Origin of the sequence: Pseudomonas simiae, assembly GCF_900111895.1 — a bacterium.
GTDB classification, from domain to species: domain Bacteria; phylum Pseudomonadota; class Gammaproteobacteria; order Pseudomonadales; family Pseudomonadaceae; genus Aquipseudomonas; species Aquipseudomonas simiae.
In genome coordinates this window covers 213,164-227,687 of sequence record NZ_FOKB01000003.1, presented here as the reverse complement: position 1 = coordinate 227,687, position 14,524 = coordinate 213,164, and the positions used below count along the sequence as shown (strand labels likewise).

At 61.3% G+C, this 14,524-nt stretch carries 15 protein-coding genes; 8 read left to right on the top strand and 7 right to left on the bottom strand.

Features of this window, described 5'->3' with window-relative positions:
* The first annotated feature begins 51 nt into the window (after positions 1 to 51).
* Positions 52 to 456 carry a malonate transporter subunit MadL gene (gene madL, locus BMZ57_RS11020; RefSeq protein WP_010207195.1) on the top strand — a complete coding sequence of 135 codons (405 nt, stop codon included), beginning with the start codon at positions 52 to 54 and terminating at the stop codon, positions 454 to 456.
* A gap of 1 nt (position 457) precedes the next feature.
* Positions 458 to 1,222 carry a malonate transporter subunit MadM gene (madM, locus tag BMZ57_RS11015; RefSeq protein ID WP_010207194.1) on the top strand — a complete coding sequence of 255 codons (765 nt, stop codon included), beginning with the start codon at positions 458 to 460 and terminating at the stop codon, positions 1,220 to 1,222.
* A 106-nt stretch (positions 1,223 to 1,328) separates the two neighbouring features.
* Here the strand turns inward: madM and BMZ57_RS11010 are convergent, their stop codons facing one another.
* On the bottom strand, positions 1,329 to 2,249 hold the full coding sequence (locus BMZ57_RS11010; protein WP_010207193.1) for a LysR family transcriptional regulator: 921 nt from the start codon (positions 2,247 to 2,249) through the stop codon (positions 1,329 to 1,331).
* 145 nt (positions 2,250 to 2,394) lie between these two features.
* Between BMZ57_RS11010 and trhA the strand changes: the two genes are divergently transcribed.
* The gene (gene trhA, locus BMZ57_RS11005; RefSeq protein WP_010207192.1) at positions 2,395 to 3,012 is read left to right on the top strand and encodes a PAQR family membrane homeostasis protein TrhA; all 618 of its coding nucleotides are present in this window, start codon (positions 2,395 to 2,397) and stop codon (positions 3,010 to 3,012) included.
* Positions 3,013 to 3,054: 42 nt separating this feature from the next.
* Here trhA and BMZ57_RS11000 read toward each other — a convergent pair whose 3' ends face one another.
* On the bottom strand, positions 3,055 to 3,957 hold the full coding sequence (locus BMZ57_RS11000; RefSeq protein WP_021492682.1) for a LysR family transcriptional regulator: 903 nt from the start codon (positions 3,955 to 3,957) through the stop codon (positions 3,055 to 3,057).
* Between the two features lie 108 nt (positions 3,958 to 4,065).
* Here BMZ57_RS11000 and BMZ57_RS10995 point away from each other — a divergent pair, with 108 nt between their 5' ends.
* From BMZ57_RS10995 to BMZ57_RS10985, 3 genes are read left to right on the top strand one after another with little or no spacing between them, the layout of a single operon-like run.
* Positions 4,066 to 5,289, top strand: a complete 1,224-nt coding sequence (locus BMZ57_RS10995) for a D-amino acid dehydrogenase (RefSeq protein WP_069672928.1) — start codon at positions 4,066 to 4,068, stop codon at positions 5,287 to 5,289.
* Positions 5,290 to 5,299: 10 nt separating this feature from the next.
* Positions 5,300 to 5,650: a RidA family protein gene (locus BMZ57_RS10990; RefSeq protein ID WP_010207188.1), complete on the top strand. Its 351-nt coding sequence runs from the start codon at positions 5,300 to 5,302 to the stop codon at positions 5,648 to 5,650.
* A 25-nt stretch (positions 5,651 to 5,675) separates the two neighbouring features.
* Complete coding sequence (locus tag BMZ57_RS10985; RefSeq protein WP_010207187.1) at positions 5,676 to 6,578, top strand: transporter substrate-binding domain-containing protein; 903 nt, start codon at positions 5,676 to 5,678, stop codon at positions 6,576 to 6,578.
* A gap of 3 nt (positions 6,579 to 6,581) precedes the next feature.
* Here the strand turns inward: BMZ57_RS10985 and BMZ57_RS10980 are convergent, their stop codons facing one another.
* Both BMZ57_RS10980 and BMZ57_RS10975 read right to left on the bottom strand, forming a co-directional pair.
* Entirely contained in the window at positions 6,582 to 7,301 is a 720-nt protein-coding gene (locus BMZ57_RS10980; RefSeq protein WP_021492685.1) for a 16S rRNA (uracil(1498)-N(3))-methyltransferase, read from the bottom strand.
* Positions 7,302 to 7,339: 38 nt separating this feature from the next.
* Positions 7,340 to 8,746 carry an adenosylmethionine--8-amino-7-oxononanoate transaminase gene (locus tag BMZ57_RS10975; protein WP_021492686.1) on the bottom strand — a complete coding sequence of 469 codons (1,407 nt, stop codon included), beginning with the start codon at positions 8,744 to 8,746 and terminating at the stop codon, positions 7,340 to 7,342.
* 272 nt (positions 8,747 to 9,018) lie between these two features.
* On the opposite strand from BMZ57_RS10975, the gene BMZ57_RS10970 reads away from it, so the two are divergent.
* Both BMZ57_RS10970 and BMZ57_RS10965 read left to right on the top strand, forming a co-directional pair.
* Positions 9,019 to 9,570: a cytochrome b gene (locus BMZ57_RS10970; RefSeq protein WP_010207182.1), complete on the top strand. Its 552-nt coding sequence runs from the start codon at positions 9,019 to 9,021 to the stop codon at positions 9,568 to 9,570.
* A 32-nt stretch (positions 9,571 to 9,602) separates the two neighbouring features.
* Positions 9,603 to 10,181: a YceI family protein gene (locus BMZ57_RS10965; RefSeq protein WP_021492687.1), complete on the top strand. Its 579-nt coding sequence runs from the start codon at positions 9,603 to 9,605 to the stop codon at positions 10,179 to 10,181.
* 226 nt (positions 10,182 to 10,407) lie between these two features.
* On the opposite strand, the gene rhlE2 is transcribed toward BMZ57_RS10965, so the two are convergent.
* The 3 genes from rhlE2 to BMZ57_RS10950 form a co-directional block, all read right to left on the bottom strand.
* On the bottom strand, positions 10,408 to 12,288 hold the full coding sequence (gene rhlE2 / locus BMZ57_RS10960) for an RNA helicase RhlE2 (RefSeq protein ID WP_010207180.1): 1,881 nt from the start codon (positions 12,286 to 12,288) through the stop codon (positions 10,408 to 10,410).
* A gap of 221 nt (positions 12,289 to 12,509) precedes the next feature.
* Positions 12,510 to 13,301: a substrate-binding periplasmic protein gene (locus BMZ57_RS10955; RefSeq protein ID WP_010207179.1), complete on the bottom strand. Its 792-nt coding sequence runs from the start codon at positions 13,299 to 13,301 to the stop codon at positions 12,510 to 12,512.
* Positions 13,302 to 13,374: 73 nt separating this feature from the next.
* Positions 13,375 to 14,457, bottom strand: a complete 1,083-nt coding sequence (locus BMZ57_RS10950; protein WP_010207178.1) for a hypothetical protein — start codon at positions 14,455 to 14,457, stop codon at positions 13,375 to 13,377.
* Positions 14,458 to 14,524 lie beyond the last annotated feature (67 nt).

The window sequence follows — 14,524 nt, the reverse complement described above, 5'->3', positions numbered from 1 at the left end:
TTCGAAGCACAAAAACAACAATTTCGATCGAGCACTTTGAGGACAACAACAATGATTATCTACGGTGTGGCATTGCTGGCGATCTGCACGCTTGCGGGCGTGATCATGGGCGACATGCTTGGCGTGTTGCTCGGCGTCAAATCCAATGTGGGCGGGGTAGGCATCGCGATGATCCTGCTGATCTGCGCCCGCCTTTGGATGCACAAACACGGCGGCATGACCAAGGACTGCGAAATGGGCGTTGGCTTCTGGGGCGCGATGTACATCCCGGTGGTGGTGGCGATGGCCGCACAACAAAACGTAGTGACCGCTTTGCATGGTGGCCCCGTTGCGGTGTTGGCAGCGATTGGTTCAGTGGTGCTGTGTGGTTGCACCATCGCGCTGATCAGCCGTACCCACAAGGGCGAACCTTTGCCCGATGAAGAGCCACTGATCGCGCCAGTGGGAGGTCGTTGATATGTGGGATCTCATCGAAAAAGGGTTGGAACATAACGGCTTGATCACCGCATTTGCCTTTGTCGGCGTGGTGATGTGGATTTCCGTGGTGCTGTCCAAGCGCCTGACGTTCGGGCGCATCCACGGCTCGGCGATTGCTATCGTCATCGGCCTGGTCCTGGCGTGGGTCGGCGGCACGATCACGGGCGGCCAGAAAGGCCTGGCTGACCTGGCGCTGTTCTCCGGCATCGGGTTGATGGGGGGCGCGATGTTGCGCGACTTCGCCATCGTCGCAACGGCGTTTGAAGTGCAAGCCACCGAGGCGCGCAAGGCCGGGATGATCGGCGTGATTGCGCTGCTATTGGGCACGATTCTGCCATTTATCGTCGGTGCGAGCATGGCCTGGGCGTTTGGTTATCGCGATGCAATCAGCATGACCACCATCGGTGCCGGTGCCGTGACTTATATCGTCGGCCCAGTGACGGGGGCGGCGATTGGCGCGACCTCGGATGTGATGGCGCTGTCGATTGCCACCGGGTTGATCAAGGCGATTCTGGTCATGGTGGGAACGCCGGTCGCGGCACGCTGGATGGGGTTGGATAACCCGCGTTCGGCGATGGTGTTTGGTGGGTTGGCCGGCACGGTGAGTGGGGTGACGGCGGGCCTGGCGGCGACGGATCGGCGGTTGGTGCCGTATGGCGCGCTGACGGCGACATTCCACACTGGGCTGGGTTGCCTGCTTGGGCCTTCGTTGCTGTATTTCATCGTACGCGGGCTGGTCGGCTAACTTCGGAATGTGTGTTGTCGGGCCGGGCGTCTTCGCGAGCAAGCCCGCTCCCACATTTGGAATGCATTTCAAGTGTGGGAGCGGGCTTGCTCGCGAAAGCGGTGTGTCAGGCTGTCACCTGTCGATTGGCATACATCCGACACTCCGCCAACAATGCCAGCAAATTCGGATCACGCTCCTTGGCCTTCAGAAACACCACGCCAATATGCTGCTGCAACCGATACCTGGGTTGCAGCGGTATCAGTTTCACGCGGTTCTCATATACGGCTGCAATCCGCCCCGGCAGCAGCGCATAACCTACCCCTGAGCTGACCATGCTCAACAGCGTGAAGATGTCATTCACCTGCATCGCCACCTTCGGCTCGAACCCTGCCTGCTTGAACACGCGGTTGCCATCCTGGTGGGTGGCGAAGCCTTGGGTGAGGGTGATGAAGGTTGCGTCACGCACGTCGGCGAGGTCGATCTCCCGCTCGCGGTCGAAGGGCGAGTCGGCGGGAGTGGCGAGGAAGATATCGTCGGAGAACAGCGCGATTTGTTCGCAGTCCGGGTCGTTGGCGTGCTCGTCGAGGGAGATCAGGATCGCGTCCACTTCCATGTTCTTGAGCTTGTAGAGCAGGTCGAAGTTGGAGCCCAGGATCAGGTCGATATTGAGTTCGCTGCGGCGGATCTTCAGGCCCATGATCAGTTGCGGCACGGTTTTCACCGTCAGCGAATACAACGAGCCAAGCTTGAAACGTTCGGCGGAGAAGCCGGCCGCTTCGCGGGTCAGGCGTACGCTGTCGACCACATCGGCCACCAGTTTCTGCGCGCGTTCTTCCAATACGTAGGCGCTTTCCAGCGGCGTGAGGTTGCGCCCTTCGTGTTTGAACAGCGGGCAGCGCAGGGCGTTTTCCAGGGAGTGGATGGCGCGGTGCACGCTGACATTGCTGGTTTGCAGCTCGGCGGCGGCGCGGGCCAGGTTGCCGGTGCGCATGAACGCCAGGAAGATTTCCAGTTTCTTGAGGGTGAATTCTTCGTCGATCAGCATGGCCGTGGGCTCTTGTTCGAATGCTGTTGATTGTGCCCGCAAAACCCTCTCGCGTCCTCGGAACGTCATAAGCCGCTTGCACTCTTATGCGCAAGGCTGGACGCTTGGCAGCCAGCCCATGACGGTTACAGGAGGTCGGAGAACGATGTACCACGGGGAACGATTCAACGCCTGGAGCCATTTGCTCGGTGCTGTCGCGGCGTGCATTGGCGCCGTGTGGATGTTGGTGGTGGCAAGCCTCGACGGCAGCCCTTGGAAGATCGTCAGCGTGGCGATCTATGGCTTTACCTTGATGGTGCTGTACAGCGCTTCCACCGTGTACCACAGCGTGCGCGGGCGGCGGAAAGAAATCATGCAGAAGGTCGATCACTTTTCGATCTACCTGCTGATCGCCGGCAGCTACACGCCGTTCTGCCTGGTGACCCTGAGAGGGCCGTGGGGCTGGACGCTGTTTGGCATCGTGTGGGGGCTGGCGGTGATTGGCATCCTGCAGGAGATCAAGCCGCGCTCAGAGGCGCGCATCCTGTCGATCGTGATTTACGCGGTGATGGGGTGGATCGTGCTGGTGGCGGTCAAGCCGCTGCTCGCCGCGCTGGGCACGGCGGGGTTTATCTGGTTGGCGTCGGGCGGGGTGCTGTATACCGTCGGGATTATCTTCTTTGCCCTGGAGGACCGCCTGCGCCACTCCCATGGTATCTGGCATTTGTTTGTGATTGGCGGGAGCCTGCTGCACTTCGTGGCGATCATGCATTACGTGCTCTGACGGACAACACCTGCGATCCTCGTTGCTTCGACAGAACGGTCTCTACAGCCGCTCCAATAACTCCCGGGCGCGGTGGCCGAAGATCTCCAGCAAATTCGCCAGCATATGCGGCGGAGGCTCATCGGCGCGGGTCAGGGCGTACAGGGTGATCGGCAGCGGCGGCGTGAGCGGGCGGATGCAGGTGGTGGCCGTCGACGCACCCAACGCGGTGAACGGATCGATCACCGTCAAGCCGGCCCCGGACTCCACCATCGCGCGGGCCAGGGAATAGGTTTGCACCGAGATCGTGACCTTGGGGGGTGGGTCGACGTTTTCCAGGTAGCTATCGAGTTTCGCTGCCAGCGGGTCGGCGCTGGAAAGGCCAATCAGCGCCGTGCCTGCCAGGTCCGCCAGGGGCAATGGCTGGCTCAGTTCGGCGTCGGACCAATAGCCTTTAGACGCCAGTGCCACCAGCACACCATTGGCCAGCACTTGCGTGGTCAACCCTGGATGGCCGGAGAAGTTGAGCGTCAACGCCAGGTCAATCTCGCGCATCAGCAGCTTCTGCACCAACTCGCGGCTATGGTCGCTGGACAGCTCGCACGCCATCTCCGGGTAATCGCGCTTCCATTCCAGGATCGCCGGCGGCAGCAGCGACAACGCCAGCGCCGGGATCGCGCCGATGCGCACACTCTGGCCCGGTGCTCGGCGCAGACTTTTGGCCAGGCGCCGCACGCCTTGCAGGCTTTCGGTGACTTTCTCCACTTCGCTTTCCAGCGCCAGGGCTTCCGGTGTGGGCTGCAATTTGCCGCGCACCCGCAGGAAAAGGGGGAAGCCCAGTTGCAATTCGGCGTGCTGCAGCACCTTGGTCACTGCCGGTTGCGACACATGCAGCAATTGCGCGGCGGCGCTAACGGAGCCGGTCTGGCGGATGGCCTGGAAGATTTCGATATGACGCAAGCGCATGGCAAGTCCATAACCTTTGTTTATAGGTGATCCATCTTTATTCATTGTCGGCAGCCTGTCACCTGCCCCTAGGCTTGAGGCCTCTGGATTTAAAGGTGGGCGGCGGAAATGGTGTGCATCATTGGGGGGGGAGTGATTGGTCTGGCCAGCGCCTATGCGTTGGTGCGTGCAGGTCATGAGGTGACGGTGATCGATGCACGCGAGACCCTGGGCAGCGAGACCAGCTTTGCCAATGGCGGGCAGTTGTCCTATCGCTACGTGGCGCCACTGGCCGATGCAGGGGTGCCGCTGCAAGCCATCGGTTGGTTGTTGCGCGGTGACTCTCCATTGAAACTGCGGCCGCGCCTCGACCCCCAGCAATGGCGCTGGATGGCCGCGTTCCTCGGCGCTTGCCGTGGCTCGGTGAACAAACGCAATGCCGCCCACTTGTTGCGCCTGGCGTCCCTGAGCCAGGACACCTTGCAAGTGTGGCGCGATCTCGATCGCCTGGATGGCTTCGACTGGCGGCGCAACGGCAAGCTGGTGACCTTTCGCAATGCCAACGCTTTTGAGCGCGCGCGTGGCAAGGTCACCGATATCCTGCAACAGCAGGTGCTGTCGACCGCCGATTGCGCTCGCCTGGAGCCTGCGCTGGCGGACGGTGGTTTTGTCGGTGGGATTTATACGCCGAATGAGGAAGTCGCTGATTGTCATGCCTTCTGCCAGCGGCTGGCGGCGCGATTGGAAGCGTCGGGACGTTGCCGCTTTATGCTGGGCCGAAAGGTCACCGGCATTCGCCACGCCAAGGGTAGGGTGCAGGCCATCGAATTGGGCGATGAGGTTATGCCAGTCGAACACCTGGTGCTGGCGGCTGGGTATCGCAGCGCGGAGTTGGGCGTGCCGTTGCCGCTTTACCCGCTCAAGGGTTACAGCCTGAGCGTACCGATTGGCGCGCAACACCAGGCACCGAACGTGAGCATCACCGATTACGACCGCAAGATCGTCTACGCGCGCATTGGCGAACAACTGCGGGTGGCGGCCATGGTGGATATCGTCGGCTTCGACGCCCGTCTTGAGCCCAAACGTCTGGCGCTGATGAAACGTCAGGCCTTGGAGACCTTTCCACTGGCGGGCGACTACGACCAGGCGGTGGAGTGGGCCGGTATGCGCCCGGCCACCCCGACCGGCGTGCCGCTGATCGGCGCCAGTGTCTATCGTAACCTGTGGCTGAACCTGGGCCACGGAGCCCTCGGTTTTACCCTGGCCTGTGGCAGCGGCCAGCTGCTGGCCGAGTTGATTGGCCAACACGCGCCTTCTATTGATATGCAGGGCCTGGCACCCCGCGCCGCATGAGGATGTCTGCATGACTATCACCCGCATCAGCAGTAACGAGCGCCTCTCGGGCGCAGTGACGTTCAACGACTTGGTGTTCCTCTCGGGCCAGGTGCCCGGCGATGGTCTGGACGTGGCGACACAAACCCGTGAAGTGTTGGCCAGGATCGATGCGTTGCTGGCCCAGGCGGGCAGCGACAAGGATCATCTGCTCAACGCCACGATTTACCTGAAAGACATCAGTGAAGGTTTCGCACCGATGAATGAAGTGTGGTCAGCCTGGCTGTCACCGGGTTTAGCGCCGACGCGCACCACGGTGCAGGCAGAACTGGCGCGACCGAGTGTATGGGTGGAAATCAGTGTGATCGCTGTACGTAAATGACTTCAAAGACCAACGGAGAATAACAATGAAAAAGATCCTGTTGACCGGCTGCACCCTGGGACTCTTGCTGGGCGCACAAGCCCATGCGAATCAAGCACCGCTGGACGGCACGCTGGGCAAGATCGCCAGCGCCAAGTCCATTACCTTGGGCTATCGCGATGCGTCGGTGCCGTTTTCCTACGTGGGGGATAACAGTGGCAAGCCCATGGGCTATTCGGTGGAGCTGGCGAGCAAGATTGTCGAGCGCATCCAGCAGAAAACCGGCGTGGCCACGCTTAATGTGAAATACAACCTGGTGACGTCCCAGACCCGCATCCCCTTGGTGCAGAACGGTACCGTCGACCTGGAATGCGGTTCCACCGGCGTAACCGCCGAGCGGCAGAAGCAGGTGGCGTTTTCCTACGGGTTCATCTACGTGAAGGGGCAATTGCTCACGGCCAAGGACAGCGGTATCAAAGGCTTTCCCGACCTGGCAGGCAAGAACGTGGTGACCACCGCCGGCACCACCAACGAGCGCTTCCTCAAAAGCTACAACGCCGAGCACAAGACCAACATGTTCGTGATCAGCGCCAAGGATCACGGTGAGGCGTTCAAGATGCTGGAGACCGGTCGCGCTGCGGCCTTTTACATGGATGACGCGTTGCTCTATGGCGAGCGGGCCAAGGCCAAGGACCCGCATAACTGGGTGGTGGTGGGCGAGGAGCAATCGCGGGAAATCTACAGCTGCATGTTGCGCAAGGACGACCCGCAGTTTCTTGCGGTGGTCAACGAGACACTTGGCGACCTTTACCGCAGTGGGGAGATCAACGGGATTTACCAACGCTGGTTCGAATCCCCCATTCCGCCCAAGGGCTTGAACCTGGAATTCCCGATGACCCGTGAGTTGAAGGCGATTATTGCCAAGCCGATCAGTGATCCGGTGGAGTAAGCCCTAGAAATCGCCCCACAACTGTTGGGCGACGGCCAACGCCACCACCGGTGCCGTCTCGGTGCGCAATACACGCGGGCCGAGGCGGGCGGCGTGGTAGCCGGCGGCTTGCGCAGTGTCGACTTCCAGGTCGGTCAGCCCACCCTCAGGGCCGATCAGGAAGGCCAGGCTCGATGGCTTGGCATGGCTGACCATCGGCTCGGCCACGGGGTGCAGCACCAGCTTCAAGTCCGCTTGGGTCTGTTTCAACCAGTCCGCCAACAGCAGCGGCGGATGAATCACCGGCACCGTGGAGCGCCCGCATTGTTCACATGCGCTGATTGCCACCTGGCGCCAGTGCTGCAGGCGTTTGTCGGCGCGTTCGTCCTTGAGGCGCACTTCGCAGCGGTCGCTGAAAATCGGGGTGATTTCGCTGACGCCCAACTCGGTGGCTTTCTGGATCGCCCAATCCATCCGTTCGCCACGGGACAGGCCCTGGCCCAGGTGAATGCGCAGTGGCGATTCGGTCTGGCCGCTGAAGCTTTCCGTAAGCTGCACGGTGACGCGCTTTTTGCCGACCTCCAGCAGGCTGCCCCGGAACTCCAGGCCGGAACCGTCGAACAATTGCACGGCATCGCCTTCGCCCATACGCAATACGCGGCTGATGTAGTGCGCCTGGGCTTCCGGCAATTCGTGATCGCCGAGGCTCAGCGGGGTGTCAGTGAAGAAGCGGGACAATCTCATTTCTGTTCTCTGAAGAGGTTTACGTAGGGGTTCGTTGATCAACCCGGATCGCGGAAGCCTGGGTGGAAGTCCTTCGGCACTGCAACGCTGACGTTGCTGTGGGTGGCAATGTCGATGCCTTCGCTGGCCACTTCGGCGAGGAAGTCGATCTGCTCGGGCGTGATCACATAGGGCGGCAGGAAATACACCACGCTGCCCAATGGCCGCAACAGCGCACCGCGTTCCAAGGCGTGCTCGAACACCTTCAGGCCACGACGCTCCTGCCAGGGGTAGGCGGTCTTGGTGGCTTTGTCCTGGACCATCTCGATGGCCAGCACCATACCGGTCTGACGCACTTCCGACACGTGCGGGTGGTCCACCAGGTGCGCCGTGGCGGTGGCCATCCGCTGGGCCAGGGCCTTGTTGTTTTCGATGACGTTGTCTTCTTCGAAAATATCCAAGGTCGCCAGCGCCGCCGCGCACGCCAGCGGGTTGCCGGTGTAGCTGTGGGAGTGCAGGAAGGCGCGCAGGGTCGGATAGTCGTCGTAGAACGCGTCGTACACGTCATCGGTGGTGACCACGGCCGCCAGCGGCAGGTAACCGCCGGTGAGGGCCTTGGACAGGCACAGGAAGTCCGGACGGATGCCGGCCTGTTCACAGGCGAACATGCTGCCGGTGCGGCCGAAACCTACAGCGATTTCATCGTGGATCAGGTGCACGCCATAGCGGTCGCAGGCTTCGCGCAGCAGCTTGAGGTACACCGGGTGGTACATGCGCATGCCGCCGGCGCCCTGGATCAGCGGTTCGACGATCACGGCGGCGACGGTGTCGTGGTTGTCGGCCAGGGTCTGTTCCATGGCCAGGAACATATTGCGCGAGTGTTCTTCCCAGCTCATGCCCTCGGGGCGCAGGTAGCAATCCGGGCTCGGTACTTTGATGGTGTCGAGCAGCAGCGCCTTGTAGGTTTCGGTGAACAGCGGGACGTCGCCCACCGACATCGCGGCGATGGTTTCGCCGTGGTAACTGTTGGTCAGGGTGACGAAGCGTTTTTTGTTCGGCAGGCCGCGGTTGAGCCAATAGTGGAAGCTCATCTTCAGCGCGACTTCGATGCAGGACGAGCCGTTGTCAGCGTAGAAGCAGCGGGTCAGGCCCTCGGGGGTCATTTGCACCAGGCGCTCGGACAGTTCGATCACCGGCTGGTGGCTGAAGCCGGCCAGGATCACATGTTCCAGCTGATCGACCTGGTCCTTGATGCGCTGGTTGATGCGCGGGTTGGCGTGGCCAAATACGTTGACCCACCAGGAGCTGACAGCATCGAGGTAGCGCTTGCCTTCGAAGTCTTCCAGCCACACGCCTTCACCGCGCTTGATCGGGATCAGCGGCAGTTGCTGGTGGTCTTTCATCTGGGTGCAGGGATGCCACAGCACTGCGAGGTCGCGTTGCATCCACTGGTTGTTCAAGCCCATCGGTTATCTCCTCGAAGCGGTCCCGCGGCCGGCGCAGGTAAATCAATCGCGCAAGCCTATGCAATGGACGGCTGTGTCACAACCTATTAGAGATAATTCGCAGTAAACGTAGGACGATCTGTCACGTTTCTTAGTAATAGTCCTTAATCCATCGTTAACGTACTGTGCATAATCTCAAGATCGTATTTCTCGATATTTCAAAGCGAAATTTTCGGCTTTAATTCGATAGGTAAATCGCTAGTCTTGGGCACAGCTCTTACGGGATTTGGGACATGCAGCTACGTAATTCGTCGGCCCGCTATGGTTGGGTCAGTATGGTTTTGCACTGGGGCGTAGCCTTGGTGGTGTTCGGGTTGTTCGCGCTGGGCCTGTGGATGGTCGGTCTTGACTACTACAGTGCCTGGCGCAAAGACGCGCCCGACTTGCACAAGAGCATTGGCATCACGCTGTTCGCCATCATGCTGGTGCGTATTGTCTGGCGCCTGGTCAGCCCACCGCCGCCACCGCTGGCCAGCTACAGCCGCATGACCCGTATCGGTGCTGCGTTTGGCCACGCGTTCCTGTATCTCGGGCTGTTTGCCGTGATGATCGCCGGTTACCTGATTTCCACCGCAGACGGTGTCGGTATTCCGGTGTTTGGCCTGTTTGAGATTCCTGCCGTGGTTTCCGGATTACCGGACCAAGCAGATAACGCCGGCTTGGTGCATCTGTACCTGGCCTGGGTGTTGGTGGTCTTCGCCGGCTTGCACGGCGTGGCTGCGTTGAAACACCACTTTATCGATCGTGATGCGACCCTTACGAGAATGCTGGGGCGCAAAGCCTGATGTTCAACCTCGACTCACAAGGAATAGAAAGCATGTTGAAAAAGACCCTCGCTGCTCTGGCAATCGGTACTGCTCTGCTCTCCGCAGGCCAGGTGATGGCTGCTGACTACAAGATCGACAAAGAAGGCCAGCACGCCTTCATCGACTGGAAAATCAGCCACCTGGGCTACAGTTTCATCCACGGTACCTTCAAGGATTGGGACGGTACCTTCAGCTGGGATGCCGCCAAGCCAGAAGCCAGCAAAATCGCAGTCGACGTGAAAACCGCCAGCTTGTGGTCCAACCACGCCGAGCGTGACAAGCACATCGCCAGCAAAGACTTCCTGGACGTTGCCAAGTTCGCTGACGCCAAGTTCGTTTCCACCGCAGTCAAGTCCACCGGCGACAAAACCGCTGATGTGACCGGCGACCTGACCTTCCACGGCGTGACCAAGCCTGTGACCTTCAAGGCCACCTTCAACGGTGAGGGCAAAGACCCGTGGGGCGGCGAGCGTGCCGGCTTCAACGCCAAGACCACTGTCAACCTGAACGACTTCGGCATCAAAGGCCCAGGCCCGTCCTCGCAGACTGTGGACCTGGACATCTCGCTGGAAGGTGTGAAGCAGAAGTAATTTCTGTTTTTACCCAAAAAAACCGGATCCTGCGATCCGGTTTTTTTATGCCAGGAATGCAATCAATGCGGGAGCTGGCTTGCCTGCGATTGCATCGACTCGGTGGGCCTGACGCGCCGAGGTGTCCGCATCGCAGGCAAGGCAGCTCCCACCGCTGATTTGTGTTGAGTCAAAAAAAAGCCCCGTCTCGAAAAGAGGCGGGGCTTTTTTTATGGCGCTTTGAAACTCAGCGATTGCGCGTCAGCAGCGCTGGTTTTTCACCACGAGGACGGCCTGGCAGTTGATCCAACTGCTCGGGTGTCGGGAAGCGATCAGCCTTCGACTCCTTGTGGATGATCTTTGGCGCCGGACCACCACGTGGGTTCTGCACGGCTGGCTCGGACGAACGTTGCTGGTCGTCACGGGCCGGGCGGCGGTTGTTGCTGCGCGAGTCTTCGCGGCGAGCCTGGCCATCACGCGGCGCGCCGTTACGCGGGCCATTGCGCTTGGCTGGCGGCGTACCGGTAGTGCCGCCGCTGCTGTTGCGTGGACCATTCTGACGACCACCTTGTGGCTGGCCGCCACGGGGAGCACCTGCGCCAGCGCCCTGTGCCGGGGCGCCTGGGCGACGGCCACGGCCTTGGGCCGGCTTGGCCTGGGGCACGTAGTCGACGCGGTTACCGAAGTTATCCACATCGTCGTCCAGGAACTCGTCCGGAGCACGGTCGGCAGCAGCGCGTGGCGGCTGGCTCGGCTGGCGCTGTTCGCGGGCCGGAGTGCCTTCGCGGGGCTTCTGCTCACGGGCCGGGCGTTCGCCACGGCCGCTGGCAGATTTTTCCTTGCCCTTGTCTTTGCCCTTGTCGCGACGGCCACCGCCACCCCCGCCGCCGTTCGGGCCATCGCCCTTCGGACCGCGTGGGTTGCGCGGGTTGCGCACGTCCGGACGCTCGCGCGCTTCAGGCTTCTCGGCCTCCACGGCGCTGGCATCGAAGCCCATCAGGTCGCCGTCGGCGATTTTCTGCTTGGTCATGCGTTCGATGCTTTTCAGCAGTTTTTCTTCGTCCGGTGCAACCAGGGAGATGGCTTCACCCGAACGACCGGCACGGCCGGTACGGCCGATACGGTGCACGTAGTCTTCATCGACGTTTGGCAGCTCGAAGTTGACCACGTGTGGCAATTGGTCGATATCCAGGCCGCGGGCGGCGATATCGGTGGCAACCAGGATGCGCACGGAACCGGCCTTGAAATCGGCCAGGGCCTTGGTGCGCGCGTTCTGGCTCTTGTTGCCGTGAATGGCGACGGCGGTGAGGCCGTGCTTGTCCAGGTACTCGGCCAGGCGGTTGGCGCCGTGCTTGGTGCGAGTGAAGACCAGCACCTGTTCCCACGCGCCGGCGGTGATCAGGTGGGCCAGCAGCGCACGCTTGTGGCTGGCGGCCAGGCGGAATACGCGTTGCTCGATACGCTCGACCGTGGTGTTCGGCGGCGTGACTTCGATGCGTTCCGGGTTGTGCAGCAGCTTGCCAGCCAGGGCAGTGATGTCCTGGGAGAACGTTGCCGAGAACAGCAGGTTCTGACGTTTGGCCGGCAGGCGGGCGAGCACCTTTTTCACGTCATGGACAAAGCCCATGTCGAGCATGCGGTCGGCTTCGTCCAGCACGAGGATTTCCACGTGGGACAGGTCGACGCTGCCTTGGCCGCACAGGTCGAGCAAACGACCTGGGCACGCGACCAGCACGTCCACACCACGGGACATGGCCTGAACCTGTGGGTTCATGCCGACGCCGCCGAAGATGCAGGCGCTGACGAACTTCAAATCGCGGGCATACAGCTTGAAGCTGTCGTGCACCTGGGCGGCGAGTTCGCGGGTGGGGGTCAGGACCAGAACACGCGGCTGGCGCGGGCCGTGACGCTGGGATTTGTCCGGGTGACCATTGGGAAACAACCGCTCCAGAATCGGGAGGGCGAAGCCGCCGGTTTTACCAGTACCTGTCTGAGCCGCAACCATCAAGTCGCGACCTTGCAACACGGCGGGAATGGCCCGCTGTTGCACCGGAGTAGGCTCGGTATAGCCCGCTGCCTCGATGGCGCGGACTAAAGCCTCGGAGAGACCGAGGGAAGCAAAGGACATGAGTAATCCTGTTTTAGTTAGGGCTTGGCCCAAAGGGATAATCTTGCCGGGCGTGAATGGCGCTTAGGGGAGCGCAACCCCGTCCGGTCCTGCTGCGTCTGGCGGGCACTCCACCGGCTCGCGCGGGCTGAAAGCTGCGCTGTAGCGGGGTTGGGTGCCTTTTTCAAGACCTCAGCGGCCGGGCGTGAGCCTGGCGGAAAGGCCGGAGTATAACAGAGCAATCACGGCGCGCTGCTTTCCTGCTGCTCAACGGTGTGTCCAGCGCCCGTAATCGCTTGGATTCCACCATATTTGGCGCTCAATGCGCTATATGCCGGTTCTTGTTTGAAGCGTTTGAGCTCGGCGGCAAAGCGTTGTACCAACAGATCCATGCCCGCGCCACGGCGCACCGCAAGGAACTGCTGCTGGCGGCTGACCACCGCCGGCGCCTGGCTGACCTTGCCTTCCAGGCCCAATGCCTTGATCACATGCTGGCCCACCCTGCGGTCCGTGATCACCAAGTCGATGCGCCCGAGCATCAATTTGCCGAAGTTGGCCTCATGGCTGGGAGCCGGTTCGTGGTTGAACAGCGCTGAATCGCTGAAGTCGGCGCCGTACAGGTAGCCCGGCGACGTGCCGACCGTAAGGCCGCGCAGGTCTTCGAGCCCTTGTACGGGGTGTGGGCGCTCATTGGCGTAGAACAGCACGAACTCCACATCCGACAGCGGTTCGCTGGGATACAGCAGCAAGGCGTCGCGCTCATGGCTGTGGAAAATGTCCAGTGCCCCGTCGGCCTGGCCCTGGTCGAGCATGGCCAGGCAGCGCTTCCAGGGCAGGAACTGCCATTGCACCTCGACGCCCAGGCGTTGGAACACGATCGCCGTGGTTTCGTAGTCCAGGCCGCGCATGGTGCCATTGTCGTCGTACACATAAGGCGCCCATGGCTCGGTGACAATGCGCAGTTTCTCGCCATAAGCGGCCAGGCTCAGGCAAGTAAAGAGGGTGGCGGTCAACAACTTGAGAATGACGGGCATGGCCTGAGGTTACGATGCTCCCGCCCTAAAGAGAAGCTCTGGCACGCGCATCCGCAGGCGGGGCTAGGTGGCGCTATTTGGCCGGCGACGTCATCAAATGCTCATAGATCGCCACGCGGCGCTTGCCGAGAATCAGGCGCACCACGGGGTTGGCGAACCAGTGTTCCAGCTGGTGGGCATCGATCGGGCGTTTCTGGCGTTCTTCCTGGTTCTGTCGGGCCTTGTCCCACCACACCGGGCCACACGCCTGGTCGAATTCATTCTCGTGCTCGTAGCAGCCATAGAGAATTTCGCGGATGAACTGCTGCTGGTGCTTGGGCAATACCAGGGTAATCAGTTTGTACAACAGGCGCTGCAGGCGGGGAGGGCGCGGCAGGTGTGAGGAGACCTGGCGAGTGTCGGCCAGTGCCAGTGCGCTGGTCGGGGCCGCCCCATGCTTGGCGATCCACGCCTTGACCTTGGCGCGAAACAGCTGCTTGCGGCTCCAGTAATGGTGGATCAGGTCCGGGCATTCGCGCACGTTGACGGTGCGATAGGCAGCGATCGACAGGCAGAATTCTTCCAGGGTGTAGGCGCCCTGGGCATGGGGGAACAGTTCGTCCATCAACTCGATGGAGCGATCGAGGATATGCGCGTCCTGTTGCGTCAGGCCCATGACCCCGGAGTTGAGGGTCATCATGTCATCGTCGGCCACGCCCATGTCCAGCAGGCGCTGGCGCAGGGCGGTGTAGAGAAGGCTTTCGTGGTTGTCGCCGTACTTGGTGTAGAAGGCGTTGCACAGCAGGGTGCCAGGCTGCACGCGCTCGAACAGGTCCATCGGTGAGTGATGGAAAAAAGTGTCGGTGTCGATCAGCATGGCCACCGGCGATTCTTCCAGCACTTGGCGCAACACCACATGCTTGGTGCGGAAGTGATAGCCGTGGGGCTCGCTCCAGCGTTTACGGGTGGCTTCGTCCAGCGGGCGTACGCGCACTGGCAAAAGGCGATAGGGCTCCGGGTTGTCGCTGAATACCTGGATGTCCACGGCGGCTTCCGGGGTGTCCTGCAGGAAGGCCAGCGCACTGGCGATGCTGAACACCGCTTCCTGGTGGTAGGTCTCGGAGCCGAAGACCAGGTAGACCAGTTGTGGGCGGGAAGTCGTGGGCACTGTATTCATGGACTGCTAGGTTCCGTGGCATGTAAAACGACGAAGGCCCTCGTAGAGACGAGGGCCTTGGCACAGC

Bases quoted from the DNA above. Each gene is read 5' to 3' on its own strand.
- BMZ57_RS10950 (WP_010207178.1), bottom strand. From the start codon at position 14,457: ATGAATACAGTGCCCACGACTTCCCGCCCACAACTGGTCTACCTGGTC.
- BMZ57_RS10995 (WP_069672928.1), top strand. From the start codon at position 4,066: ATGGTGTGCATCATTGGGGGGGGAGTGATTGGTCTGGCCAGCGCCTAT.
- BMZ57_RS10975 (WP_021492686.1), bottom strand. From the start codon at position 8,746: ATGGGCTTGAACAACCAGTGGATGCAACGCGACCTCGCAGTGCTGTGG.
- BMZ57_RS10970 (WP_010207182.1), top strand. From the start codon at position 9,019: ATGCAGCTACGTAATTCGTCGGCCCGCTATGGTTGGGTCAGTATGGTT.
- madM (WP_010207194.1), top strand. From the start codon at position 458: ATGTGGGATCTCATCGAAAAAGGGTTGGAACATAACGGCTTGATCACC.
- madL (WP_010207195.1), top strand. From the start codon at position 52: ATGATTATCTACGGTGTGGCATTGCTGGCGATCTGCACGCTTGCGGGC.
- trhA (WP_010207192.1), top strand. From the start codon at position 2,395: ATGTACCACGGGGAACGATTCAACGCCTGGAGCCATTTGCTCGGTGCT.
- BMZ57_RS10965 (WP_021492687.1), top strand. From the start codon at position 9,603: ATGTTGAAAAAGACCCTCGCTGCTCTGGCAATCGGTACTGCTCTGCTC.
- BMZ57_RS11010 (WP_010207193.1), bottom strand. From the start codon at position 2,249: ATGCTGATCGACGAAGAATTCACCCTCAAGAAACTGGAAATCTTCCTG.
- BMZ57_RS10955 (WP_010207179.1), bottom strand. From the start codon at position 13,301: ATGCCCGTCATTCTCAAGTTGTTGACCGCCACCCTCTTTACTTGCCTG.
- rhlE2 (WP_010207180.1), bottom strand. From the start codon at position 12,288: ATGTCCTTTGCTTCCCTCGGTCTCTCCGAGGCTTTAGTCCGCGCCATC.
- BMZ57_RS11000 (WP_021492682.1), bottom strand. From the start codon at position 3,957: ATGCGCTTGCGTCATATCGAAATCTTCCAGGCCATCCGCCAGACCGGC.
- BMZ57_RS10980 (WP_021492685.1), bottom strand. From the start codon at position 7,301: ATGAGATTGTCCCGCTTCTTCACTGACACCCCGCTGAGCCTCGGCGAT.
- BMZ57_RS10990 (WP_010207188.1), top strand. From the start codon at position 5,300: ATGACTATCACCCGCATCAGCAGTAACGAGCGCCTCTCGGGCGCAGTG.
- BMZ57_RS10985 (WP_010207187.1), top strand. From the start codon at position 5,676: ATGAAAAAGATCCTGTTGACCGGCTGCACCCTGGGACTCTTGCTGGGC.